This window comes from Sphingomonas sp. ACRSK (assembly GCF_022346685.1).
Classification (GTDB): Bacteria; Pseudomonadota; Alphaproteobacteria; order Sphingomonadales; family Sphingomonadaceae; genus Sphingomonas; species Sphingomonas molluscorum.
Map to the genome: position 1 here is coordinate 60127 of NZ_JAKRNR010000006.1, position 17177 is coordinate 77303.

General features: G+C 65.2%; 27 protein-coding genes. All 27 read left to right on the forward strand.

Annotated elements, in window-relative coordinates:
* Positions 1–47: 47 nt before the first annotated feature.
* The 27 genes from rpsL to MHZ35_RS05050 all read left to right on the forward strand — a co-directional run bounded on the left by rpsL (position 48) and on the right by MHZ35_RS05050 (position 16988).
* On the forward strand, positions 48–419 hold the full coding sequence (rpsL, locus tag MHZ35_RS04920) for a 30S ribosomal protein S12 (protein ID WP_086129340.1): 372 nt from the start codon (positions 48–50) through the stop codon (positions 417–419).
* 52 nt (positions 420–471) lie between these two features.
* Positions 472–942 carry a 30S ribosomal protein S7 gene (gene rpsG / locus MHZ35_RS04925; RefSeq protein WP_125961416.1) on the forward strand — a complete coding sequence of 157 codons (471 nt, stop codon included), beginning with the start codon at positions 472–474 and terminating at the stop codon, positions 940–942.
* A gap of 95 nt (positions 943–1037) precedes the next feature.
* Positions 1038–3131 carry an elongation factor G gene (fusA, locus tag MHZ35_RS04930; RefSeq protein WP_125961415.1) on the forward strand — a complete coding sequence of 698 codons (2094 nt, stop codon included), beginning with the start codon at positions 1038–1040 and terminating at the stop codon, positions 3129–3131.
* A gap of 76 nt (positions 3132–3207) precedes the next feature.
* The gene (tuf, locus tag MHZ35_RS04935; protein ID WP_239434628.1) at positions 3208–4404 is read left to right on the forward strand and encodes an elongation factor Tu; all 1197 of its coding nucleotides are present in this window, start codon (positions 3208–3210) and stop codon (positions 4402–4404) included.
* 241 nt (positions 4405–4645) lie between these two features.
* Positions 4646–4954, forward strand: coding sequence for a 30S ribosomal protein S10 (rpsJ, locus tag MHZ35_RS04940; protein ID WP_033921125.1), 309 nt, complete (start codon positions 4646–4648; stop codon positions 4952–4954).
* A 306-nt stretch (positions 4955–5260) separates the two neighbouring features.
* Positions 5261–6010 carry a 50S ribosomal protein L3 gene (rplC, locus tag MHZ35_RS04945; RefSeq protein WP_125961413.1) on the forward strand — a complete coding sequence of 250 codons (750 nt, stop codon included), beginning with the start codon at positions 5261–5263 and terminating at the stop codon, positions 6008–6010.
* A 2-nt stretch (positions 6011–6012) separates the two neighbouring features.
* A complete protein-coding gene (gene rplD / locus MHZ35_RS04950; RefSeq protein WP_125961412.1) occupies positions 6013–6639 on the forward strand; it encodes a 50S ribosomal protein L4 in 627 nt (208 codons plus the stop codon).
* Positions 6632–6949, forward strand: coding sequence for a 50S ribosomal protein L23 (locus MHZ35_RS04955; protein WP_125961411.1), 318 nt, complete (start codon positions 6632–6634; stop codon positions 6947–6949). Before rplD ends, MHZ35_RS04955 begins: the two co-directional genes overlap by 8 nt.
* Positions 6949–7797: a 50S ribosomal protein L2 gene (rplB, locus tag MHZ35_RS04960; protein WP_125961410.1), complete on the forward strand. Its 849-nt coding sequence runs from the start codon at positions 6949–6951 to the stop codon at positions 7795–7797. The genes MHZ35_RS04955 and rplB overlap by 1 nt, the downstream gene beginning before the upstream one ends.
* Before the next feature lie 3 nt (positions 7798–7800).
* Complete coding sequence (rpsS, locus tag MHZ35_RS04965) at positions 7801–8079, forward strand: 30S ribosomal protein S19 (RefSeq protein ID WP_125961409.1); 279 nt, start codon at positions 7801–7803, stop codon at positions 8077–8079.
* Positions 8079–8456 (forward strand): 50S ribosomal protein L22, encoded by a 378-nt coding sequence (gene rplV / locus MHZ35_RS04970; protein WP_125961408.1) that lies wholly within the window; start codon positions 8079–8081, stop codon positions 8454–8456. The genes rpsS and rplV overlap by 1 nt, the downstream gene beginning before the upstream one ends.
* Complete coding sequence (rpsC, locus tag MHZ35_RS04975) at positions 8456–9163, forward strand: 30S ribosomal protein S3 (RefSeq protein WP_125961407.1); 708 nt, start codon at positions 8456–8458, stop codon at positions 9161–9163. The genes rplV and rpsC overlap by 1 nt, the downstream gene beginning before the upstream one ends.
* An 11-nt stretch (positions 9164–9174) precedes the next feature.
* Entirely contained in the window at positions 9175–9606 is a 432-nt protein-coding gene (rplP, locus tag MHZ35_RS04980; RefSeq protein WP_125961406.1) for a 50S ribosomal protein L16, read from the forward strand.
* A 2-nt stretch (positions 9607–9608) separates the two neighbouring features.
* On the forward strand, positions 9609–9812 hold the full coding sequence (gene rpmC / locus MHZ35_RS04985) for a 50S ribosomal protein L29 (protein ID WP_125961405.1): 204 nt from the start codon (positions 9609–9611) through the stop codon (positions 9810–9812).
* Between the two features lie 12 nt (positions 9813–9824).
* Positions 9825–10097 carry a 30S ribosomal protein S17 gene (gene rpsQ, locus MHZ35_RS04990; protein ID WP_125961404.1) on the forward strand — a complete coding sequence of 91 codons (273 nt, stop codon included), beginning with the start codon at positions 9825–9827 and terminating at the stop codon, positions 10095–10097.
* A 173-nt stretch (positions 10098–10270) separates the two neighbouring features.
* Positions 10271–10639, forward strand: coding sequence for a 50S ribosomal protein L14 (gene rplN / locus MHZ35_RS04995; RefSeq protein WP_125961403.1), 369 nt, complete (start codon positions 10271–10273; stop codon positions 10637–10639).
* The gene (gene rplX / locus MHZ35_RS05000; protein ID WP_125961402.1) at positions 10639–10953 is read left to right on the forward strand and encodes a 50S ribosomal protein L24; all 315 of its coding nucleotides are present in this window, start codon (positions 10639–10641) and stop codon (positions 10951–10953) included. Before rplN ends, rplX begins: the two co-directional genes overlap by 1 nt.
* Positions 10946–11530, forward strand: coding sequence for a 50S ribosomal protein L5 (gene rplE, locus MHZ35_RS05005; RefSeq protein WP_125961401.1), 585 nt, complete (start codon positions 10946–10948; stop codon positions 11528–11530). Before rplX ends, rplE begins: the two co-directional genes overlap by 8 nt.
* 95 nt (positions 11531–11625) lie before the next feature.
* The gene (rpsN, locus tag MHZ35_RS05010; RefSeq protein WP_125961400.1) at positions 11626–11931 is read left to right on the forward strand and encodes a 30S ribosomal protein S14; all 306 of its coding nucleotides are present in this window, start codon (positions 11626–11628) and stop codon (positions 11929–11931) included.
* An 11-nt stretch (positions 11932–11942) separates the two neighbouring features.
* Complete coding sequence (gene rpsH, locus MHZ35_RS05015; RefSeq protein WP_125961399.1) at positions 11943–12338, forward strand: 30S ribosomal protein S8; 396 nt, start codon at positions 11943–11945, stop codon at positions 12336–12338.
* A complete protein-coding gene (gene rplF, locus MHZ35_RS05020; RefSeq protein WP_125961398.1) occupies positions 12338–12871 on the forward strand; it encodes a 50S ribosomal protein L6 in 534 nt (177 codons plus the stop codon). The genes rpsH and rplF overlap by 1 nt, the downstream gene beginning before the upstream one ends.
* Entirely contained in the window at positions 12871–13230 is a 360-nt protein-coding gene (gene rplR, locus MHZ35_RS05025) for a 50S ribosomal protein L18 (RefSeq protein ID WP_125961397.1), read from the forward strand. Before rplF ends, rplR begins: the two co-directional genes overlap by 1 nt.
* Before the next feature lies 1 nt (position 13231).
* Positions 13232–13936 (forward strand): 30S ribosomal protein S5, encoded by a 705-nt coding sequence (rpsE, locus tag MHZ35_RS05030; protein WP_132883263.1) that lies wholly within the window; start codon positions 13232–13234, stop codon positions 13934–13936.
* Between the two features lie 4 nt (positions 13937–13940).
* On the forward strand, positions 13941–14117 hold the full coding sequence (gene rpmD, locus MHZ35_RS05035) for a 50S ribosomal protein L30 (RefSeq protein WP_239434629.1): 177 nt from the start codon (positions 13941–13943) through the stop codon (positions 14115–14117).
* 97 nt (positions 14118–14214) lie between these two features.
* On the forward strand, positions 14215–14742 hold the full coding sequence (gene rplO / locus MHZ35_RS05040) for a 50S ribosomal protein L15 (RefSeq protein WP_239434630.1): 528 nt from the start codon (positions 14215–14217) through the stop codon (positions 14740–14742).
* Positions 14743–14950: 208 nt separating this feature from the next.
* Positions 14951–16318 carry a preprotein translocase subunit SecY gene (gene secY / locus MHZ35_RS05045; RefSeq protein WP_239434631.1) on the forward strand — a complete coding sequence of 456 codons (1368 nt, stop codon included), beginning with the start codon at positions 14951–14953 and terminating at the stop codon, positions 16316–16318.
* Positions 16319–16340: 22 nt separating this feature from the next.
* The gene (locus MHZ35_RS05050; protein ID WP_125961392.1) at positions 16341–16988 is read left to right on the forward strand and encodes an adenylate kinase; all 648 of its coding nucleotides are present in this window, start codon (positions 16341–16343) and stop codon (positions 16986–16988) included.
* Positions 16989–17177 lie beyond the last annotated feature (189 nt).

The following is a 17177-nucleotide window of genomic DNA, read 5'->3' on the forward strand; positions in this document are numbered from 1 at the left end:
CCTGTCACGACTCCGGCAAAGTAACCGTTTGAAAGGTGAAGGGCTTCATGCCGACGATCAACCAGCTGGTCCGCAAGGGCCGCGAACTGCAGAAGACCAAGTCCAAGGTCCCTGCGATGGAGCAGAACCCGCAGAAGCGCGGCGTCTGCACCCGTGTGTACACGACGACCCCGAAGAAGCCGAACTCGGCTCTGCGCAAGGTGGCCAAGGTTCGCCTGACCAACCAGCGCGAAGTCATCAGCTACATCCCGGGCGAGGGCCACAACCTCCAGGAGCACTCGGTGGTGCTCATCCGCGGCGGCCGTGTGCGCGACCTTCCGGGCGTGCGCTACCACGTGCTGCGCGGCGTGCTCGACACCCAGGGTGTCAAGGACCGCCGTCAGTCCCGCTCCAAGTACGGCGCCAAGCGTCCGAAGTAAGCCGGCCGCTGTTGCGGTCCATTCAGGCTGAAGTTTTAAAGGAATAAAGCAGATGGCACGTCGTCGTCGTCCCGAGAAGCGGGAAATCCTGCCGGATCCCGTCTACGGGGATCAGGTTCTTTCGAAGTTCATGAATTCGGTGATGCTGGACGGCAAGAAGTCCGTCGCCGAAGCCATCGTCTATGGTGCGTTCGAGACCATCGAAGCGCGCGCCAAGCGTGACCCGATCGGCGTCTTCCACGACGCGCTCGGCAACGTGAAGCCGGGCATCGAGGTCCGCAGCCGCCGCGTTGGCGGTGCGACCTACCAGGTTCCGGTCGAAGTCCGTCCGGAGCGTGCGCAGGCGCTCGCGATCCGCTGGCTGATCGCCTCGGCCCGCAACCGCAGCGAGAACACCATGGCAGCCCGTCTGTCGGGTGAGCTGATGGACGCCGCCAACAACCGCGGCAACGCCGTCAAGAAGCGCGAAGACACGCACCGCATGGCGGAAGCGAACCGCGCCTTCTCGCACTACCGCTGGTAACAGCGGGTCCGGCGGTCTTCCGCTGGCAACACAACCGACCTATATGATGGGGAGCCGGTCACGCCGGCTCCCCACATCGCTAAGGAAGAACGATCATGGCCCGCAGCCATCCGCTCGAGCGCTATCGCAATATCGGCATCATGGCGCACATCGACGCCGGCAAGACGACCACGACCGAACGCATCCTCTATTACACCGGCAAGTCCTACAAGATCGGCGAAGTGCACGAAGGCACCGCGACGATGGACTGGATGGAGCAGGAGCAGGAGCGCGGGATCACGATCACCTCGGCGGCGACCACGTGCAAGTGGCGCGCTGAAGAGGGCAAGGGCGAAGAGCACCTGATCAACATCATCGACACCCCCGGCCACGTCGACTTCACGATCGAAGTCGAGCGTTCGCTGCGCGTGCTCGACGGTGCGGTTGCCTGCTTCGACGGCGTTGCCGGCGTGGAGCCGCAGTCGGAGACCGTGTGGCGCCAGGCGGACAAGTACAAAGTTCCGCGGATGTGCTTCGTCAACAAGCTCGATCGCACCGGCGCGAACTTCTATTACTGCGTGGACACGATCGTCGAGCGTCTCGGCGCGCGTCCGGCCGTGCTGTACATCCCGATCGGCGAGGAAGGCGGCTTCAAGGGCCTGGTCGACCTGGTCGAGAACCGCGCGATCATCTGGCTCGACGAGAGCCTGGGCGCGAAGTTCGAATATCGCGAGATCCCCGACGAGCTGAAGGAAAAGGCCGCGAAGTATCGCAGCGACCTGATCGAGATGGCCGTCGAGCAGGACGATGCGCTCATGGAAGCGTATCTCGAGGGCAACGAGCCGTCGGTCGCCGACCTCAAGAAGCTGATCCGCAAGGGCACGCTCGAGATGTCGTTCGTTCCGATCCTTTGCGGTTCGGCGTTCAAGAACAAGGGCGTTCAGCCGCTGCTCGACGCGGTGGTCGACTATCTGCCGTCGCCGCTCGACATTCCCGACGTGCAGGGCGTGAAGCTCGACGGCGAGACCGCGGACTCGCGTCCGCCGGAAGACAATGCGCCGTTCTCGGCTCTGGCCTTCAAGATCATGAACGATCCGTTCGTCGGCTCGCTCACCTTCACCCGCATCTATTCGGGCACGCTGACCAAGGGCAGCTACCTGAACTCGGTGAAGGACAAGAAGGAAAAGATCGGCCGTATGCTCCTCATGCACGCGAACTCGCGTGAGGACATCGAAGAAGCGCGCGCCGGCGACATCGTCGCGATCGCGGGCCTCAAGGAGACGACGACCGGCGACACGCTGTGCGACGCGTCGAACCCGATCATCCTGGAGCGGATGGAATTCCCCGAGCCCGTGATCGAGCTTTCGGTGGAGCCGAAGACCAAGGCCGACCAGGAAAAGATGGGCATCGCGCTCAACCGCCTGGCTGCCGAGGATCCCTCGTTCCGCGTTTCGACCGACCACGAGTCGGGCCAGACCATCATCAAGGGGATGGGCGAGCTCCACCTCGAGATCCTGGTCGACCGCATGAAGCGCGAGTTCAAGGTCGAGGCGAACGTCGGTGCGCCGCAGGTGGCGTATCGCGAGTATCTCGCCAAGCCCGTCGAGCTGACCTACACCCACAAGAAGCAGTCGGGTGGTTCGGGCCAGTTCGGTGAAGTCAAGGTTCAGGTGAAGCCGGGCGAGCGTGGCTCGGGCTACCAGTTCTTCGACGAGATCAAGGGCGGCAACATCCCGCGCGAGTACATCCCGTCGGTGGAGAAGGGCTTCCGCGAGACGGCGCAGACGGGCTCGCTGATCGGCTTCCCGATCATCGACTTCGAAGTGCACCTGATCGACGGTAAGTACCACGACGTCGACTCGTCGGCGCTGGCGTTCGAAATCTGCGCCCGTGGCGCGATGCGTGAGGCCGCTCAGAAGGCCGGCATCAAGCTGCTCGAGCCGGTCATGAAGGTCGAGGTCGTCACCCCGGAAGAATATCTGGGCGACGTCATCGGCGACATGAACAGCCGTCGTGGCCAGATCCAGGGCACCGACAGCCGCGGCAACGCGCAGGTGGTCGAGGCGATGGTGCCGCTGGCCAACATGTTCGGCTATGTGAACCAGCTCCGCTCGTTCACCCAGGGCCGTGCGCAGTACTCGATGCAGTTCTCGCATTACGACGAAGTGCCGCAGAACGTGGCCGACGAAGTGAAGGCGAAGCTGGCGTAACCCCCAAACAGTCGCTATGGGGCCGCGTTCGCGTGGCCCCTGATGCGGCAGCGGATTCGAATCAGAAGGTAGGAAAATGGCAAAAGCGAAATTCGAGCGGAACAAGCCGCACCTCAACATCGGCACCATCGGCCACGTCGATCACGGCAAGACGTCGCTGACCGCTGCGATCACCAAGGTCCTGGCCGAGAACGTCGCGGGCAACGCCGCCGTCGACTTCGCCAACATCGACAAGGCTCCGGAAGAGCGCGAGCGCGGCATCACCATCTCGACCGCACACGTCGAGTATGAGACCGACAAGCGTCACTATGCGCACGTCGATTGCCCGGGCCACGCCGACTATGTGAAGAACATGATCACCGGTGCCGCCCAGATGGACGGCGCGATCCTGGTGGTTGCCGCGACCGACGGCCCGATGCCGCAGACCAAGGAGCACATCCTGCTCGCTCGCCAGGTTGGCGTGCCGACCATGGTGGTCTTCCTCAACAAGGTCGACCTCGTCGACGACGAGGAAATCCTTGAGCTGGTCGAAATGGAAATCCGTGAAGAGCTCTCCAAGCGTGAGTTCGACGGCGACAACATTCCGATCATCCGTGGCTCGGCGACCGCAGCCCTTTCGGGTTCGGACGACAAGCTCGGCAAGGACGCGATCCTGGCCCTCATGGCAGCAGTCGACGAGTCGATCCCGCAGCCGGAGCGTCCGCTCGACAAGCCGTTCATGATGCCGATCGAAGACGTGTTCTCGATCTCGGGTCGCGGCACCGTCGTCACCGGCCGCGTCGAGACCGGCGTTGTGAAGGTCGGCGAGGAAGTCGAGATCGTCGGCATCCAGGAGTCGGTCCGCAAGACCGTCGTCACCGGCGTGGAAATGTTCCGCAAGCTGCTCGACCAGGGTGAGGCAGGCGACAACATCGGCGCGCTGATCCGTGGCGTTGGCCGTGAAGAAGTTGAGCGTGGTCAGGTTCTGGCCAAGCCGGGTTCGATCAAGCCGCACACCGACTTCCAGTCGTCGGTCTACGTGCTGTCGAAGGACGAGGGTGGCCGTCACACGCCGTTCTTCGCCAACTACCGCCCGCAGTTCTACTTCCGCACCACGGACGTGACCGGCACGATCGAGCTGCCGGAAGGCACCGAGATGGTCATGCCGGGCGACGAAGTCGCGCTGGGCGTCAAGCTCATCGCACCGATCGCGATGGACGTTGGTCAGCGCTTCACCATCCGTGAGGGCGGTCGTACCGTCGGCGCGGGCGTGGTCAGCGAAATCAACAAGTAAGCCGCTCACAAGGCGACTGACAACAGCCGCCCGGCATCCCCAAAAAGGGGGTGCCGGGCGGTTGCCTTTTTGTAGAGGCCTCTGTAAGGGCGGCCTTCCAGTTTTTTTGAGTTTCGGCTCTTTCTCCGCCATCCCGGTTTCCACCGGGATCTCAACCCGCCGGCGCTGCGCCTGCGGCACGAGCCCTCAGCTTCGGTTGGGGTGACGGCCGGGGTCGTGACCATTTCGCATCGGTAGGGATATGGACAACAACATCCGCATTCGCCTCAAGGCGTTCGACCATCGCGTGCTCGACCAGGCAGCCGGCGACATCGCCGACACCGCCCGTCGTACCGGCGCGCTGATCCGTGGTCCGATTCCGCTGCCCACGCACATCGACAAGTTCACCGTGAACCGCGGTCCGCACATCGACAAGAAGTCGCGCGAGCAGTTCGAGACCCGCACCTACAAGCGTCTCCTCGACATCGTGCAGCCGACCCCGCAGACGGTGGACGCGCTCATGAAGCTCGACCTCGCCGCCGGCGTTGACGTCGAGATCAAGCTGGCGTAATGCGCCGGCACCGCGACGCTTGGTGATTCACCGGGCGTCGCGCTTTCGCTTCCCGCGCTAAGTCGCGGTAGAGGCTGGGAAAGCAGCTACGGGATACCGAACGGCAGGGGATCATTCGATCAAAGCCGTTGTCCGCGTCCCCGCTATCGAGGGAAAAACAGGCGGTTCGTCCGCGGTGTTCCTCGATGACCGGCCCTGGCGGGGGCGTTTGTCGTGAGGGCTGGGGCTCCGGAGCGTGAAAGCGGCCGGGGCCTTTTTCGTTGGCAAGCTCGCCGGGATGGCGAGCCTCTGTTGGAGGAGTGGGTCATGCGCACTGGCGTGATCGCTAAGAAGATGGGAATGACCCGGTTGTTCCAGGATGACGGGCGCCACGTGCCCGTGACCGTCCTGGCGCTGGAAGAGGTTCAGGTGGTGGCGCAGCGCACTGCCGACCGCGACGGTTATGTCGCGGTGCAGATCGGTGCCGGCACTGCCAAGGCGAAGAACGTCGCCAAGCCGCAGCGCGGCCACTTCGGCAAGGCCGAGGTCGAGCCGAAGATGGAAGTCTGCGAGTTCCGCGTTGCCGAAGATGCGCTGCTGGACGTCGGTTCGACGATCTCGGCGGACCATTTCGTCGCCGGCCAGCTCGTCGACGTGTCCGGCAAGACCCAGGGTAAGGGTTTCGCGGGCGCCATGAAGCGCTGGAACTTCGGTGGTCTGCGCGCGACGCACGGCGTTTCGGTCTCGCACCGTTCGCATGGTTCGACCGGTAACCGCCAGGATCCGGGTCGCGTCTTCAAGAACAAGAAGATGGCCGGCCACATGGGCGACCGCAACCGCACGCAGCAGAACCTCGAGATCGTCTCGACGGATGCTGAGCGTGGTCTCATCTTCGTCAAGGGTTCGGTCCCGGGCCACAAGGGCACCTGGCTGATCGTCAAGGACGCGGTGAAGGTCGCGCGCCATGCCGACGCGCCGTACCCCGCCGGCCTGAAGGCCGTCGCCAACAGCAACGAAACCCCGGCCGAGGCGCCCGCACAGGCGGCTCCCGAGGCGACCGAAGGCCAGGAGGGCTGAACGTGAAGGTCAAGGTACAGACCCTCGACGCCGCCGAGAGCGGCGACATCGAGCTGAAGGACGAGGTGTTCGGCGTCGAGCCGCGTGCCGACATCCTGCACCGCGTCGTGACGTGGCAGCTGGAAAAGCGCCGCGGCACCGCCCGTGGCACCCGCGAGCGTGCGGACGTCGCACGCACCGGCAAGAAGCTCGGTCGCCAGAAGGGCGGCGGTGTTGCTCGTCACGGCGATCGTCGCGCTCCGATCTTCGTCGGCGGCGGTAAGGCACACGGTGCGCGTGTTCGCGACTTCAATCCGTCGCTGAACAAGAAGATCCGCGCGCTGGGCCTGCGCATGGCGCTGTCGAGCCACGCCAAGGCGGGTTCGCTGATCGTCGTCGACGGCCTCACGGTCGAGGACGGCAAGACCAAGGCGCTGACCGGCAACCTGTCGAAGCTGGGCTTCGGCAAGACCGCGCTGGTGATCGACGGCGACGCCGTCGAGACGAGCTTCGCGCTCGCCGCTCGCAACCTGCGGGCCGTGAACGTGCTGCCGGCCGGTGGTGCCAACGTCTACGACATCCTGAAGCATGACACGCTGGTGCTCACCCGCGCCGCTGTCGAAAAGCTGGAGGCGCGCTTCCATGGCTAAGGCAAGCAAGGCGGTCGACGTCCGCCACTACGACGTGGTGCTCGCGCCCCACATCACCGAGAAGTCGACCCTGGTGTCGGAGCAGAACGCAGTCGTGTTCAAGGTGGCGAAGACCGCCTCCAAGCCCGAGATCAAGGCGGCGGTCGAAGCGCTGTTCGACGTGAAGGTCACCGGCGTGAACACGATCGTCGTCAAGGGCAAGACCAAGCGCTGGAAGGGCGAAGCCTACAAGCGCACGGACATCAAGAAGGCGATCGTTACCCTGGCCGAAGGTCAGTCGATCGACGTAACGCAGGGGACCATGGCGTAATGGCACTCAAGCATTACAACCCGACCTCGCCGGCACGGCGCGGCCTGGTCCTCGTCGACCGTTCGGGTCTGTTCAAGGGGCGCCCCGTAAAGGCGCTGACCGAGGGCAAGACCAAGACGGGCGGCCGCAACAACAAGGGTCACGTGACGTCGCGCGGCATCGCCGGCGGCCACAAGCAGCGCTATCGCATCGTCGATTTCAAGCGTCGCCTGTGGGACGTCGAGGGCACCGTGGAGCGGATCGAGTACGATCCCAACCGCACGGCCTTCATCGCGCTCGTCAACTATGGCGAGATCGACGGCAAGCAGAGCCTGGCCTACATCATCGCCCCGCAGCGTCTGGGCGTTGGTGACAAGGTGATCGCCGGTCGCAAGACCGACGTGAAGCCGGGCAACGCGATGGAGCTGGGCCAGGTGCCCGTCGGCACCATCGTCCACAACGTCGAGATGAAGCCTGCCAAGGGCGGTCAGATCGCACGTTCGGCCGGCACCTATGTGCAGGTCGTGGGCCGCGACAAGGGCATGGTCATCGTTCGCCTGAACTCGGGCGAGCAGCGCTACATCCGTGCAGAGTGCATGGCGACGGTGGGTGCGGTTTCGAACCCGGACAACCAGAACCAGAACCTCGGCAAGGCTGGCCGCACCCGTTGGCTGGGCAAGCGCCCGCTGACCCGCGGCGTTGCCAAGAACCCGGTCGACCACCCGCACGGCGGTGGTGAAGGCCGGACCTCGGGCGGCCGTCATCCGGTCACCCCGTGGGGCAAGCCGACGAAGGGTGCGCGCACTCGTCACAACAAGGCGACCGACAAGATGATCATCCGGTCGCGTCACGCGAAGAAGAAGGGCTGATAGATGGCTCGTTCTGTTTGGAAGGGCCCGTTCGTCGAACTGAGCCTGCTGAAGAAGGCGGAGGCCGCTCAGGAAGCCGGTACGCGCGCTGGTCCGATCAAGACCTGGTCGCGTCGTTCGACGATCCTGCCGCAGTTCGTCGGCCTGACGTTCAACGTGTACAACGGTCGCAAGTTCGTGCCGGTGTCGGTCAACGAAGAGATGGTGGGCATGAAGCTCGGCGAGTTCGCTCCCACCCGCTTCTTCCCCGGCCACGCCGCCGACAAGAAGGGTAAGCGCTGATGAGCAAGCAGGCAGCCCCTCGCCGCGTGGGCGAGAAGGAAGCACTGGCAGTCGCCACGCAGGTGCGTGGCTCGGCCCAGAAGCTGAACCTCGTCGCCGGCCTCATCCGCAACCGCTCTGCCGGTGAAGCGATGAACATCCTCGCCTTCTCGAAGAAGGCGATGGCCGTGGACGTCCGCAAGTGCCTCGCCTCGGCGATCGCCAACGCGGAGAACAACCACAACCTCGACGTCGACGCTCTCGTCGTGAAGGAGGCTTCGGTCGGCAAGTCGATCACCATGAAGCGGTTCGCTACCCGCGGCCGTGGTAAGTCGACCCGCATCCTGAAGCCGTTCAGCCGCGTGCGCATCGTCGTTGCCGAGGTGGAGGAAGCGTAATGGGTCAGAAGTCGAACCCCATCGGTCTGCGTCTGCAGATCAACCGCACCTGGGACAGCCGCTGGTTCGCGGAAGGCCATGACTATGGCCGTCTGCTGCTGGAGGATCTCAAGATCCGCAAGTACATCACCGAGACGCTGCCGCAGGCCGCGATCTCGAAGGTGGTGATCGAGCGCCCGGCCAAGCTGTGCCGCGTGTCGATCTATGCGGCCCGTCCGGGCGTGATCATCGGCAAGAAGGGCGCGGACATCGAGAAGCTTCGCAAGAAGCTCGCCGCGATGACCTCGTCCGACGTGTCGCTGAACATCGTCGAGATCCGCAAGCCCGAGATCGACTCCAAGCTGGTGGCACAGGGTGTCGCAGACCAGCTCGAGCGTCGCATCGCCTTCCGTCGCGCCATGAAGCGCGCGGTGCAGTCGGCGCTTCGTCTGGGCGCCGAGGGCATCCGGATCACCTGCGCCGGCCGTCTCGGCGGCGCCGAGATCGCACGCACCGAATGGTACCGTGAGGGTCGCGTTCCGCTGCACACGCTGCGCGCGAACGTCGACTATGCCGAAGCGACTGCACACACCGCCTATGGCGTGTGCGGCGTGAAGGTGTGGATCTTCAAGGGTGAGATCCTCGGCCACGACCCGATGGCGCAGGACCGGCTGATGCTGGAGGCTCAGACCTCCGGCGTGCGTCCGGCCCGCGATGACCGCCGCTAAGGACTAGGAAAATGCTGCAACCAAAGCGCACCAAGTTCCGCAAGGCCTTCAAGGGCCGCATCCATGGCGACGCCAAGGGTGGCACCGCGCTCAACTTCGGCTCCTACGGGCTGAAGGCGATGGAGCCGGAGCGGATCACCGCTCGCCAGATCGAGGCGGCTCGCCGCGCGATCACGCGCCACATCAAGCGCCAGGGCCGTCTCTGGATCCGCGTGTTCCCGGACGTTCCGGTTTCGTCGAAGCCTGCCGAAGTCCGCATGGGCTCGGGTAAGGGTTCGCCGGAGTTCTGGGTCGCCCGCGTCAAGCCGGGCCGGATCCTGTTCGAGCTGGACGGCGTGCCCGGCCCGCTCGCGGCTGAGGCATTCGAGCGTGCAGCGATGAAGCTGCCGATCGCGGTCAAGGTCGTTGCCCGTCTGGGCGACACCTCGCACCTGGAGGGTTGAAAATGACCAAGGCAACCGATCTGCGCGCCAAGAGCGACGATCAGCTGACCGAGGAGCTGGGCAACCTGAAGCGTGAGGCGTTCAACCTCCGCTTCCAGGCTGCAACCAGCCAGATGGAAAAGCCGAGCCGCGTCAAGGAAGTCCGTCGCGACATCGCACGGATCAAGACGCTGCAGAGCGAGCGCACGCGCTCGCAGGCCAAGTAAGGGACGACTGACATGCCGAAGCGCGTGCTGACCGGGACGGTCGTCTCGGACAAGACCGACAAGACGGTGGTGGTGAAGGTGGAGCGCAAGGTGAAGCACGCGCTCTACGGCAAGATCATCCGCCGTTCGAAGAAGTACCATGCCCATGACGAGGGCAACGAGTACCGCGAGGGCGAGACCGTGCGCATCGAAGAGACCGCGCCGATCTCCAAGCTCAAGACCTGGAAGGTCGTGGACCGCGTGAACACCCACGCGACTCCGGCCCAGGTGGCGGCGGAGGCCTAACGGCCTCCACCTCCGGCCTTTCGGGGCCGGAAACGGGAATTGGGGCAGGGGCTTGCGTTCCTCCCCAGGGACGGCTAGTTGGCCGCTCCCCCTGGCGCGGTTGCCCGCGCCGGGGGTTCGTTTTTGAAGGCGGGCGCCGGTCGGAATCGGGCCCATAGAGAAGGAAGCGCATCATGATTCAGATGCAGTCCAATCTCGACGTCGCAGACAACAGCGGCGCGAAGCGGGTGCAGTGCATCAAAGTGCTGGGCGGCTCCAAGCGCCGCACGGCAGGTGTGGGCGACGTCATCGTCGTCTCCATCAAGGAGGCCGCACCCCGCGGCCGCGTGAAGAAGGGTGACGTGCACCGCGCCGTCATCGTTCGGACCGCCAAGGACATCCGTCGTACCGACGGTTCGGTGATCCGTTTCGACGGCAACGCCGCGGTGCTGGTCAACAAGAACGAGGAGCCGATCGGCACCCGTATCTTTGGCCCGGTGGTTCGCGAGCTGCGTTCGCGCGGCTTCATGAAGATCATCTCGCTCGCGCCGGAGGTGCTGTAATGGCTGCCGCCAAGATCAAGAAGGGTGACCAGGTCATCGTCCTGTCCGGCAAGGACAAGGGCAAGACCGGCGAAGTCGTCCGTTCGATGCCGAAGGACGGCAAGGTCGTGGTGTCGGGCGTGAACATCGCCGTGCGCCACCGCAAGCCGACCCAGGTCAACCCGCAGGGTGGCCTCGAGCGTTCGGAAGCGCCGCTCCACATCTCGAAGGTCGCGCACGTCGTTGACGGCAAGCCGACCCGCGTCCGCTTCGAAGAGCGCGACGGCAAGAAGGTCCGCGTGGCCGTGAAGACGGGGGATGTCATCAATGGCTGACAAGTACACGCCGCGGATGAAGTCGATCTACGACGACCGCATCGTCAAGGCGATGACGGAGAAGTTCGGCTATAAGAACGCGCTCGAAGTGCCCCGGATCGAAAAGATCGTGCTCAACATGGGCGTGGGCGAGGCGACGCAGGATAAGAAGAAGGTCGAGCAGGCGGCTTCCGAAATGGAGCTGATCGCCGGCCAGAAGCCTGTCGTCACCAAGGCGAAGAAGTCGATCGCGCAGTTCAAGCTGCGTGAAGGCATGGCGATCGGCTGCAAGGTCACGCTGCGCCGGGAGCGGATGTACGAGTTCCTCGACCGCTTCATCACGATCGCGCTTCCCCGCGTCCGCGACTTCCGCGGCCTGAACCCGAAGTCCTTTGACGGTCGCGGCAACTATGCCTGCGGCATCAAGGAGCAGATCGTGTTCCCGGAAATCAGCTATGACCGCGTCGACAAGGTGCGCGGCATGGACGTGATCGTCACCACCACCGCCAAGACCGACGACGAAGCTCGCGAGCTTCTGCGTCTGTTCGGCTTCCCGTTCCCGCAGGCGCAGGACGGCGAGCAGCAGAAGGCGGCCTAACCCATTGATGGGATCGCCCCGGCCATCGGTCGGGGCGGTGCCGCAACAAGGGCTTCGGCGCGTTGCCGAAGCCAGACTAGGAAGAGCTTAAGTCCATGGCGAAACTGAGTTCGATCAACAAGAACGAGCGTCGCAAGCAGCTGGTGAAGAAGTACGCCGGCAAGTATGCGAAGCTGAAGGCGCAGGCAGCGGACACCTCGCTGGACGAGACCGAGCGCCTGATCGCGCGCCTGAAGATGGCCGAGATCCCGCGCAACGGCAATCCGACCCGGATTCGCAACCGCTGCGAGGTCACTGGCCGCCCGCGCGCCTATTACCGCAAGTTCCGCCTCGCCCGCGTGATGCTTCGTGATCTTGCCAACCGCGGCATGATCCCCGGCGTCGTCAAGTCGAGCTGGTAAGGACCGTACCGATGGCATTGACCGATCCCCTGGGTGATATGCTCACCCGCATCCGCAACGGCCAGCGCGCGCGCAAGGACTCCGTCCTGTCGCCGGCGTCCAAGCTGCGGACCCGCGTCCTCGACGTGCTTCAGCGCGAGGGCTATATCCGTGGCTACAGCGAAGAGCAGATGGGCCCCGCGGCCGGCGTCCGCATCGAGCTGAAGTATTTCGAGGGTCAGCCGGCGATCAAGCACGTCGCGCGCGTCTCGAAGCCGGGTCGTCGCGTCTACTCGGGCAGCCAGGAGCTGCCGCGCGTTCGCAACGGCCTCGGCATCACGATCGTCTCGACGCCGCGTGGCGTTCTCTCCGACGCCGAAGCGCGCGAGCAGAACGTCGGTGGCGAAGTGCTGGCGGAGGTGTTCTAATGAGCCGCATCGGCAAGAAGGCAGTCCCGGTTCCGGCCGGCGTTACTGCCAACATCGCCGGCCGTGAGCTGAGCGTGAAGGGTCCCAAGGGCACCCTCTCCATGCCGCTCGCGGACGACATCGCCTACGAAGTCACCGACGGTGGCATTTCGGTCCAGCCGGCGAACGACACCAAGCGCGCCCGTGCCTTCTGGGGCATGCAGCGTACCCTGGTGCAGAACCTGGTGACCGGCGTGACCGAGGGCTTCTCCAAGAAGCTGCTCATCACCGGCGTCGGCTATCGTGCGGCAGCGCAGGGCAAGGTGCTCAAGCTGCAGCTCGGCTATTCGCACGACGTGAACTTCGACATCCCCGAGGGGATCGAGGTGAAGACCCCGGATCAGACCACGGTCGAGATCTCGGGCATCGACAAGCAGAAGGTCGGCCAGGTCGCCGCTGAGATCCGCCGCTGGCGGAAGCCGGAGCCCTACAAGGGTAAGGGCATCAAGTACGACGGCGAGTTCATCTTCCGCAAGGAAGGGAAGAAGAAGTGATGTCTACCAAGGGTATGTCGCTGTTCGAGAAGCGCCGCCGCCGCAACCGTACCGCGCTTCGTGCGCGCTCGGGCGGTCGTCCGCGCCTGTCGATCCACCGGTCGGGCAAGCACATCTATGCCCAGGTCATCGACGACGCCGAGGGCCGGACGGTCGCTTCGGCTTCGACGCTGGAAAAGGACGTGCGTGGCCAGAGCGGCGCGAACGTCGATGCCGCCAAGGCGGTGGGCCAGCGCGTCGCGGAGGCCGCAAAGGCTGCCGGCGTGACGCAGGTGGTGTTCGATCGTGGTGGGTTCCTCTTCCACGGACGCGTCAAGGCGCTGGCGGAAGCCGCGCGCGAGAGCGGATTGGAGTTCTAAGATGGCCGACGAGAACAACCAGGCCGAAACCCCCGCCGTCGAGGCGACGGGTGCAGAGGCAGGCGCGCCCCAGGGCCGTGGTCCGCGTGGCGGCCGTGGTCGCGGCGGCGAGCGTGGTCGTGGCGGCCGGGACGGCAACCGCGGGCGTCGCGACGATCGTCGCAACGAGGATGGTGGCGAGGAGCTGATCGAAAAGCTCGTCCACATCAACCGCGTGTCGAAGACCGTGAAGGGCGGTAAGCGCTTCGGCTTCGCAGCCCTCGTCGTCGTTGGCGACGGCAAGGGCCGCGTCGGCTTCGGTCATGGCAAGGCGCGCGAAGTGCCGGAAGCCATTTCGAAGGCGACCGCTTCGGCGAAGAAGGCGATGGTCCGCGTTCCGCTCAAGGACGGTCGCACGCTGCACCACGACGGCAACGGCCACTTCGGTGCCGGTCGCGTGACGCTGCGTTCGGCGCCTGCCGGTACCGGCATCATCGCGGGTGGCCCGATGCGCGCCATCTTCGAGAGCCTGGGCGTGGCCGACGTCGTGACCAAGTCGGTCGGCACGTCGAACCCGTACAACATGATCCGTGCGACCTTCGAGGCGCTGAACGAGCAGACTTCGCCGAAGTCGGTCGCACAGCGTCGTGGCAAGAAGATCGCCGACCTGCTGGGTCGTGGCGGATCGCAGGCTGCCGAGGCGGAAGCCGCGGCGGTGGTGGAGTAATCCCATGGCTACCGTGAAGATCACGCAGACCGGTTCGCCGATCCGGCGCACCAAGGACCAGCGCGCGACCCTCGTCGGCCTGGGCCTCAACAAGATGCACAAGACGGTCGAGCTGAACGACACCCCCGAGGTGCGCGGCATGATCCGCAAGGTGCAGCACATGGTGCAGGTCGAAGGCTGAGGCCTTCACCTTCACCGGTGACAAATAGGGGGAAGGGGGCTATGCGGCCCCCTTCCTCATTTCATCAGCGCGTAAAAAGCGAAAGCGAGTGCAACTCATGAAGCTCAACGAACTCACCGACAACCAGGGCGCCCGTCACCGCAAGATGCGCGTCGGCCGCGGCATCGGTTCCGGCAAGGGCAAGACCGCAGGTCGTGGTCAGAAGGGCCAGAAGAGCCGCGAAGGCGTCTCGATCAAGGGCTTCGAGGGCGGTCAGATGCCGCTCCACATGCGTCTGCCGAAGCGTGGCTTTAACAACATTTTCGCCAAGGATTATGCTGAGGTGAACCTCGGCGCGATCCAGAAGCTGGTGGATGCCGGCACGCTGACCGCGACCGACATCGACCACGCAGCGCTCAAGGCTGTTGGCCTGGCCCGCGGCGGCAAGGACGGCGTGCGTCTGCTCGGCAAGGGCGAGCTGACCGCGACGCTGAGCTTCACCGTCGCCGGCGTGTCGGCTTCGGCTCGCGAGGCAGTCGAGAAGGCTGGCGGCACCGTCAACGTGATCGAGGTCGTGGCGGCTGCCGAGAAGGCAAAGGCCAAGAAGGGCCAGACCCTGGCCGCCAAGAAGGCCGCGCGCGCCTGATCGGCGCCGCCTGAACGTCGTTCGCGTCGGGCCCGTCCGCTTCCGCTCTGCTTCCGGCTTCGGCCGAGCGGGCAGGGGTGGGCGGGCCCGCTCGTTTGAAAGGGCCGCCGGCGTTTCGCCGCGGACCCGTTAGACATCCCGGCCTTTAGCCCTATATGGGCGCCGGGGGTGGGGCATCAGCGCCCGCCAGCATCATCGGGACACATTCATGGCAGCGGCATCCGACGGCCTTGCAACCAACCTGAACCTGGCCAAGTTCGGCCAGGCGACCGAGCTCAAGAAGCGCCTGTGGTTCACGCTGGGCGCGCTGATCGTCTTCCGCATGCTCAGCTACGTGCCGCTGCCGGGGATCGATCCGACCCAGCTCGGCCTGCTCGCCAACCAGACCCAGGGCGGCGTGCTCGACTTCTTCAACACCTTCTCGGGCGGCGCGCTGACGCGCATGTCGGTCGTGGCGCTGGGCGTCATGCCGTACATCACCGCCTCGATCGTCGTGCAGCTCGCCAGCTCGCTGTCGCCGCAGCTCGCCGCGATCAAGAAGGAAGGCGAATCGGGCCGCAAGAAGCTCAACCAGTACACCCGCTACGGTACGGTCGCGCTGACGGCGGTGCAGGGCTATTTCATCGCCGTCGGGCTCGAGGCGTTCGGCGCCCAGGCGGGCGCGCAGGCGGTGATCGAGCCGGGCATGACCTTCCGCATCGCGGCGGTCGTCTCGCTGATCGGCGGCACCATGTTCCTGATGTGGCTGGGTGAGCAGATCACCAGCCGCGGCATCGGCAACGGCATCTCGCTCATCATCATGGCCGGCATCGTGGCCCACCTTCCGACCACGCTGGTCCAGCTGTTCGAGGGCAGCCGTTCGGGCACGCTCGATCCGCTCAAGCTCGTCGGCATCACCGTCGCGGTGATCGGCCTCGTCCTGTTCATCTGCTTCATGGAGCGCGCCCAGCGCCGCATCCTCATCCAGTATCCCAAGCGCCAGACCGCGCGCGGGGTGCAGGCGGACCGCAGCCATCTGCCGCTCAAGATCAACACCGCGGGCGTCATCCCGCCGATCTTCGCGTCCTCGCTGCTGCTGATGCCGGTGACGATCACCCAGTTCGCCGGCCAGGCGGCAGAGGGCCAGAGCTGGTGGGGCGATTTCGTGATCAGCCTCAACCAGTATCTGCAGCACGGCAGCCCCGTGTACATGCTGCTCTACGGCGCCGGCATCATCTTCTTCTCGTTCTTCTACACCGCCGTGGTGTTCAATCCGGAAGAAACCGCCGACAACCTCAAGCGCTACGGCGGCTTCATTCCCGGCATCCGCCCGGGCAAGAACACCGAGGCCTATTTCGATTACGTGCTGACCCGCATCACCGTGATCGGTGCGGCCTATCTGGTCATCCTCTGCCTGCTGCCGGAGTATCTGGTCTCGGCGCTCGCTATTCCCTTCTATCTTGGTGGGACTAGCCTTCTGATCGTCGTCAACGTAACCATGGATACGGTGACGCAGATCCAGTCGCACCTGCTGGCGCACCAGTATGGGGACCTGATCAAGAAGGCCAAGCTCAAGGGCGGCCGCGCGCGTCGCTGATCGATCGAAGAGGGGAAGACACGTGGACATCATCCTGCTCGGACCGCCGGGCGCCGGCAAGGGTACGCAGGCGAGCCGTCTGGAGCATGATCGCGGGATGGTGCAGCTGTCCACCGGCGACATGCTGCGCGCGGCGGTGAAGGCGGGCTCGCCCGTGGGGCTCAAGGCGAAAGCGGTGATGGAGGCGGGCGAGCTCGTCTCCGACGCGATCGTCTCGGCTCTGATCGGCGAGCGCCTCGACCAGCTCGAGGAAGGGCAGGGCGCGATCTTCGACGGCTATCCGCGCACCGCGGCGCAGGCCGACGCGCTCGACCTGCTGCTCGAGCATCGCGGCCGCCGGTTGGCCTATGTCATCGAGCTGGTGGTGGACGAGGATGCGCTGGTCGAGCGCATCGTCGGCCGCTTCACCTGTGCCGTCTGCGGCACGGGCTATCACGACAAGTTCAAGCTGCCCAAGGTCGAGGCCACCTGCGACGCCTGCGGCTCGATCGAGTTCAAGCGCCGTCCCGACGACAATGAAGAGACGGTGCGCACCCGCATGGCCGAGTATCGCGCCAAGACTGCGCCGATCCTGCCCGGCTACGAAGAGCGCGGCCTAGTCGAGCGCGTCGACGGCATGGCCGACATGGACACGGTCGCCACGCAGATCGCGGACATCCTCAACCGCTGAGGAGTGCGGGGGCTTCGGTCCCCGCCGCCCTGTACCCCGGCGAAGGCCGGGGCCCAGCTACGGTGCGGCCGAGGCTCCTACGGCAAGCTCTCCCAACTGGGCCCCGGCCTTCGCCGGGGTACGGGACTGATCGAGAGGCGGCGGCACCCGCTTCCGTCAGCGGCCAACCTATCTAGCCGGGTCGGCACC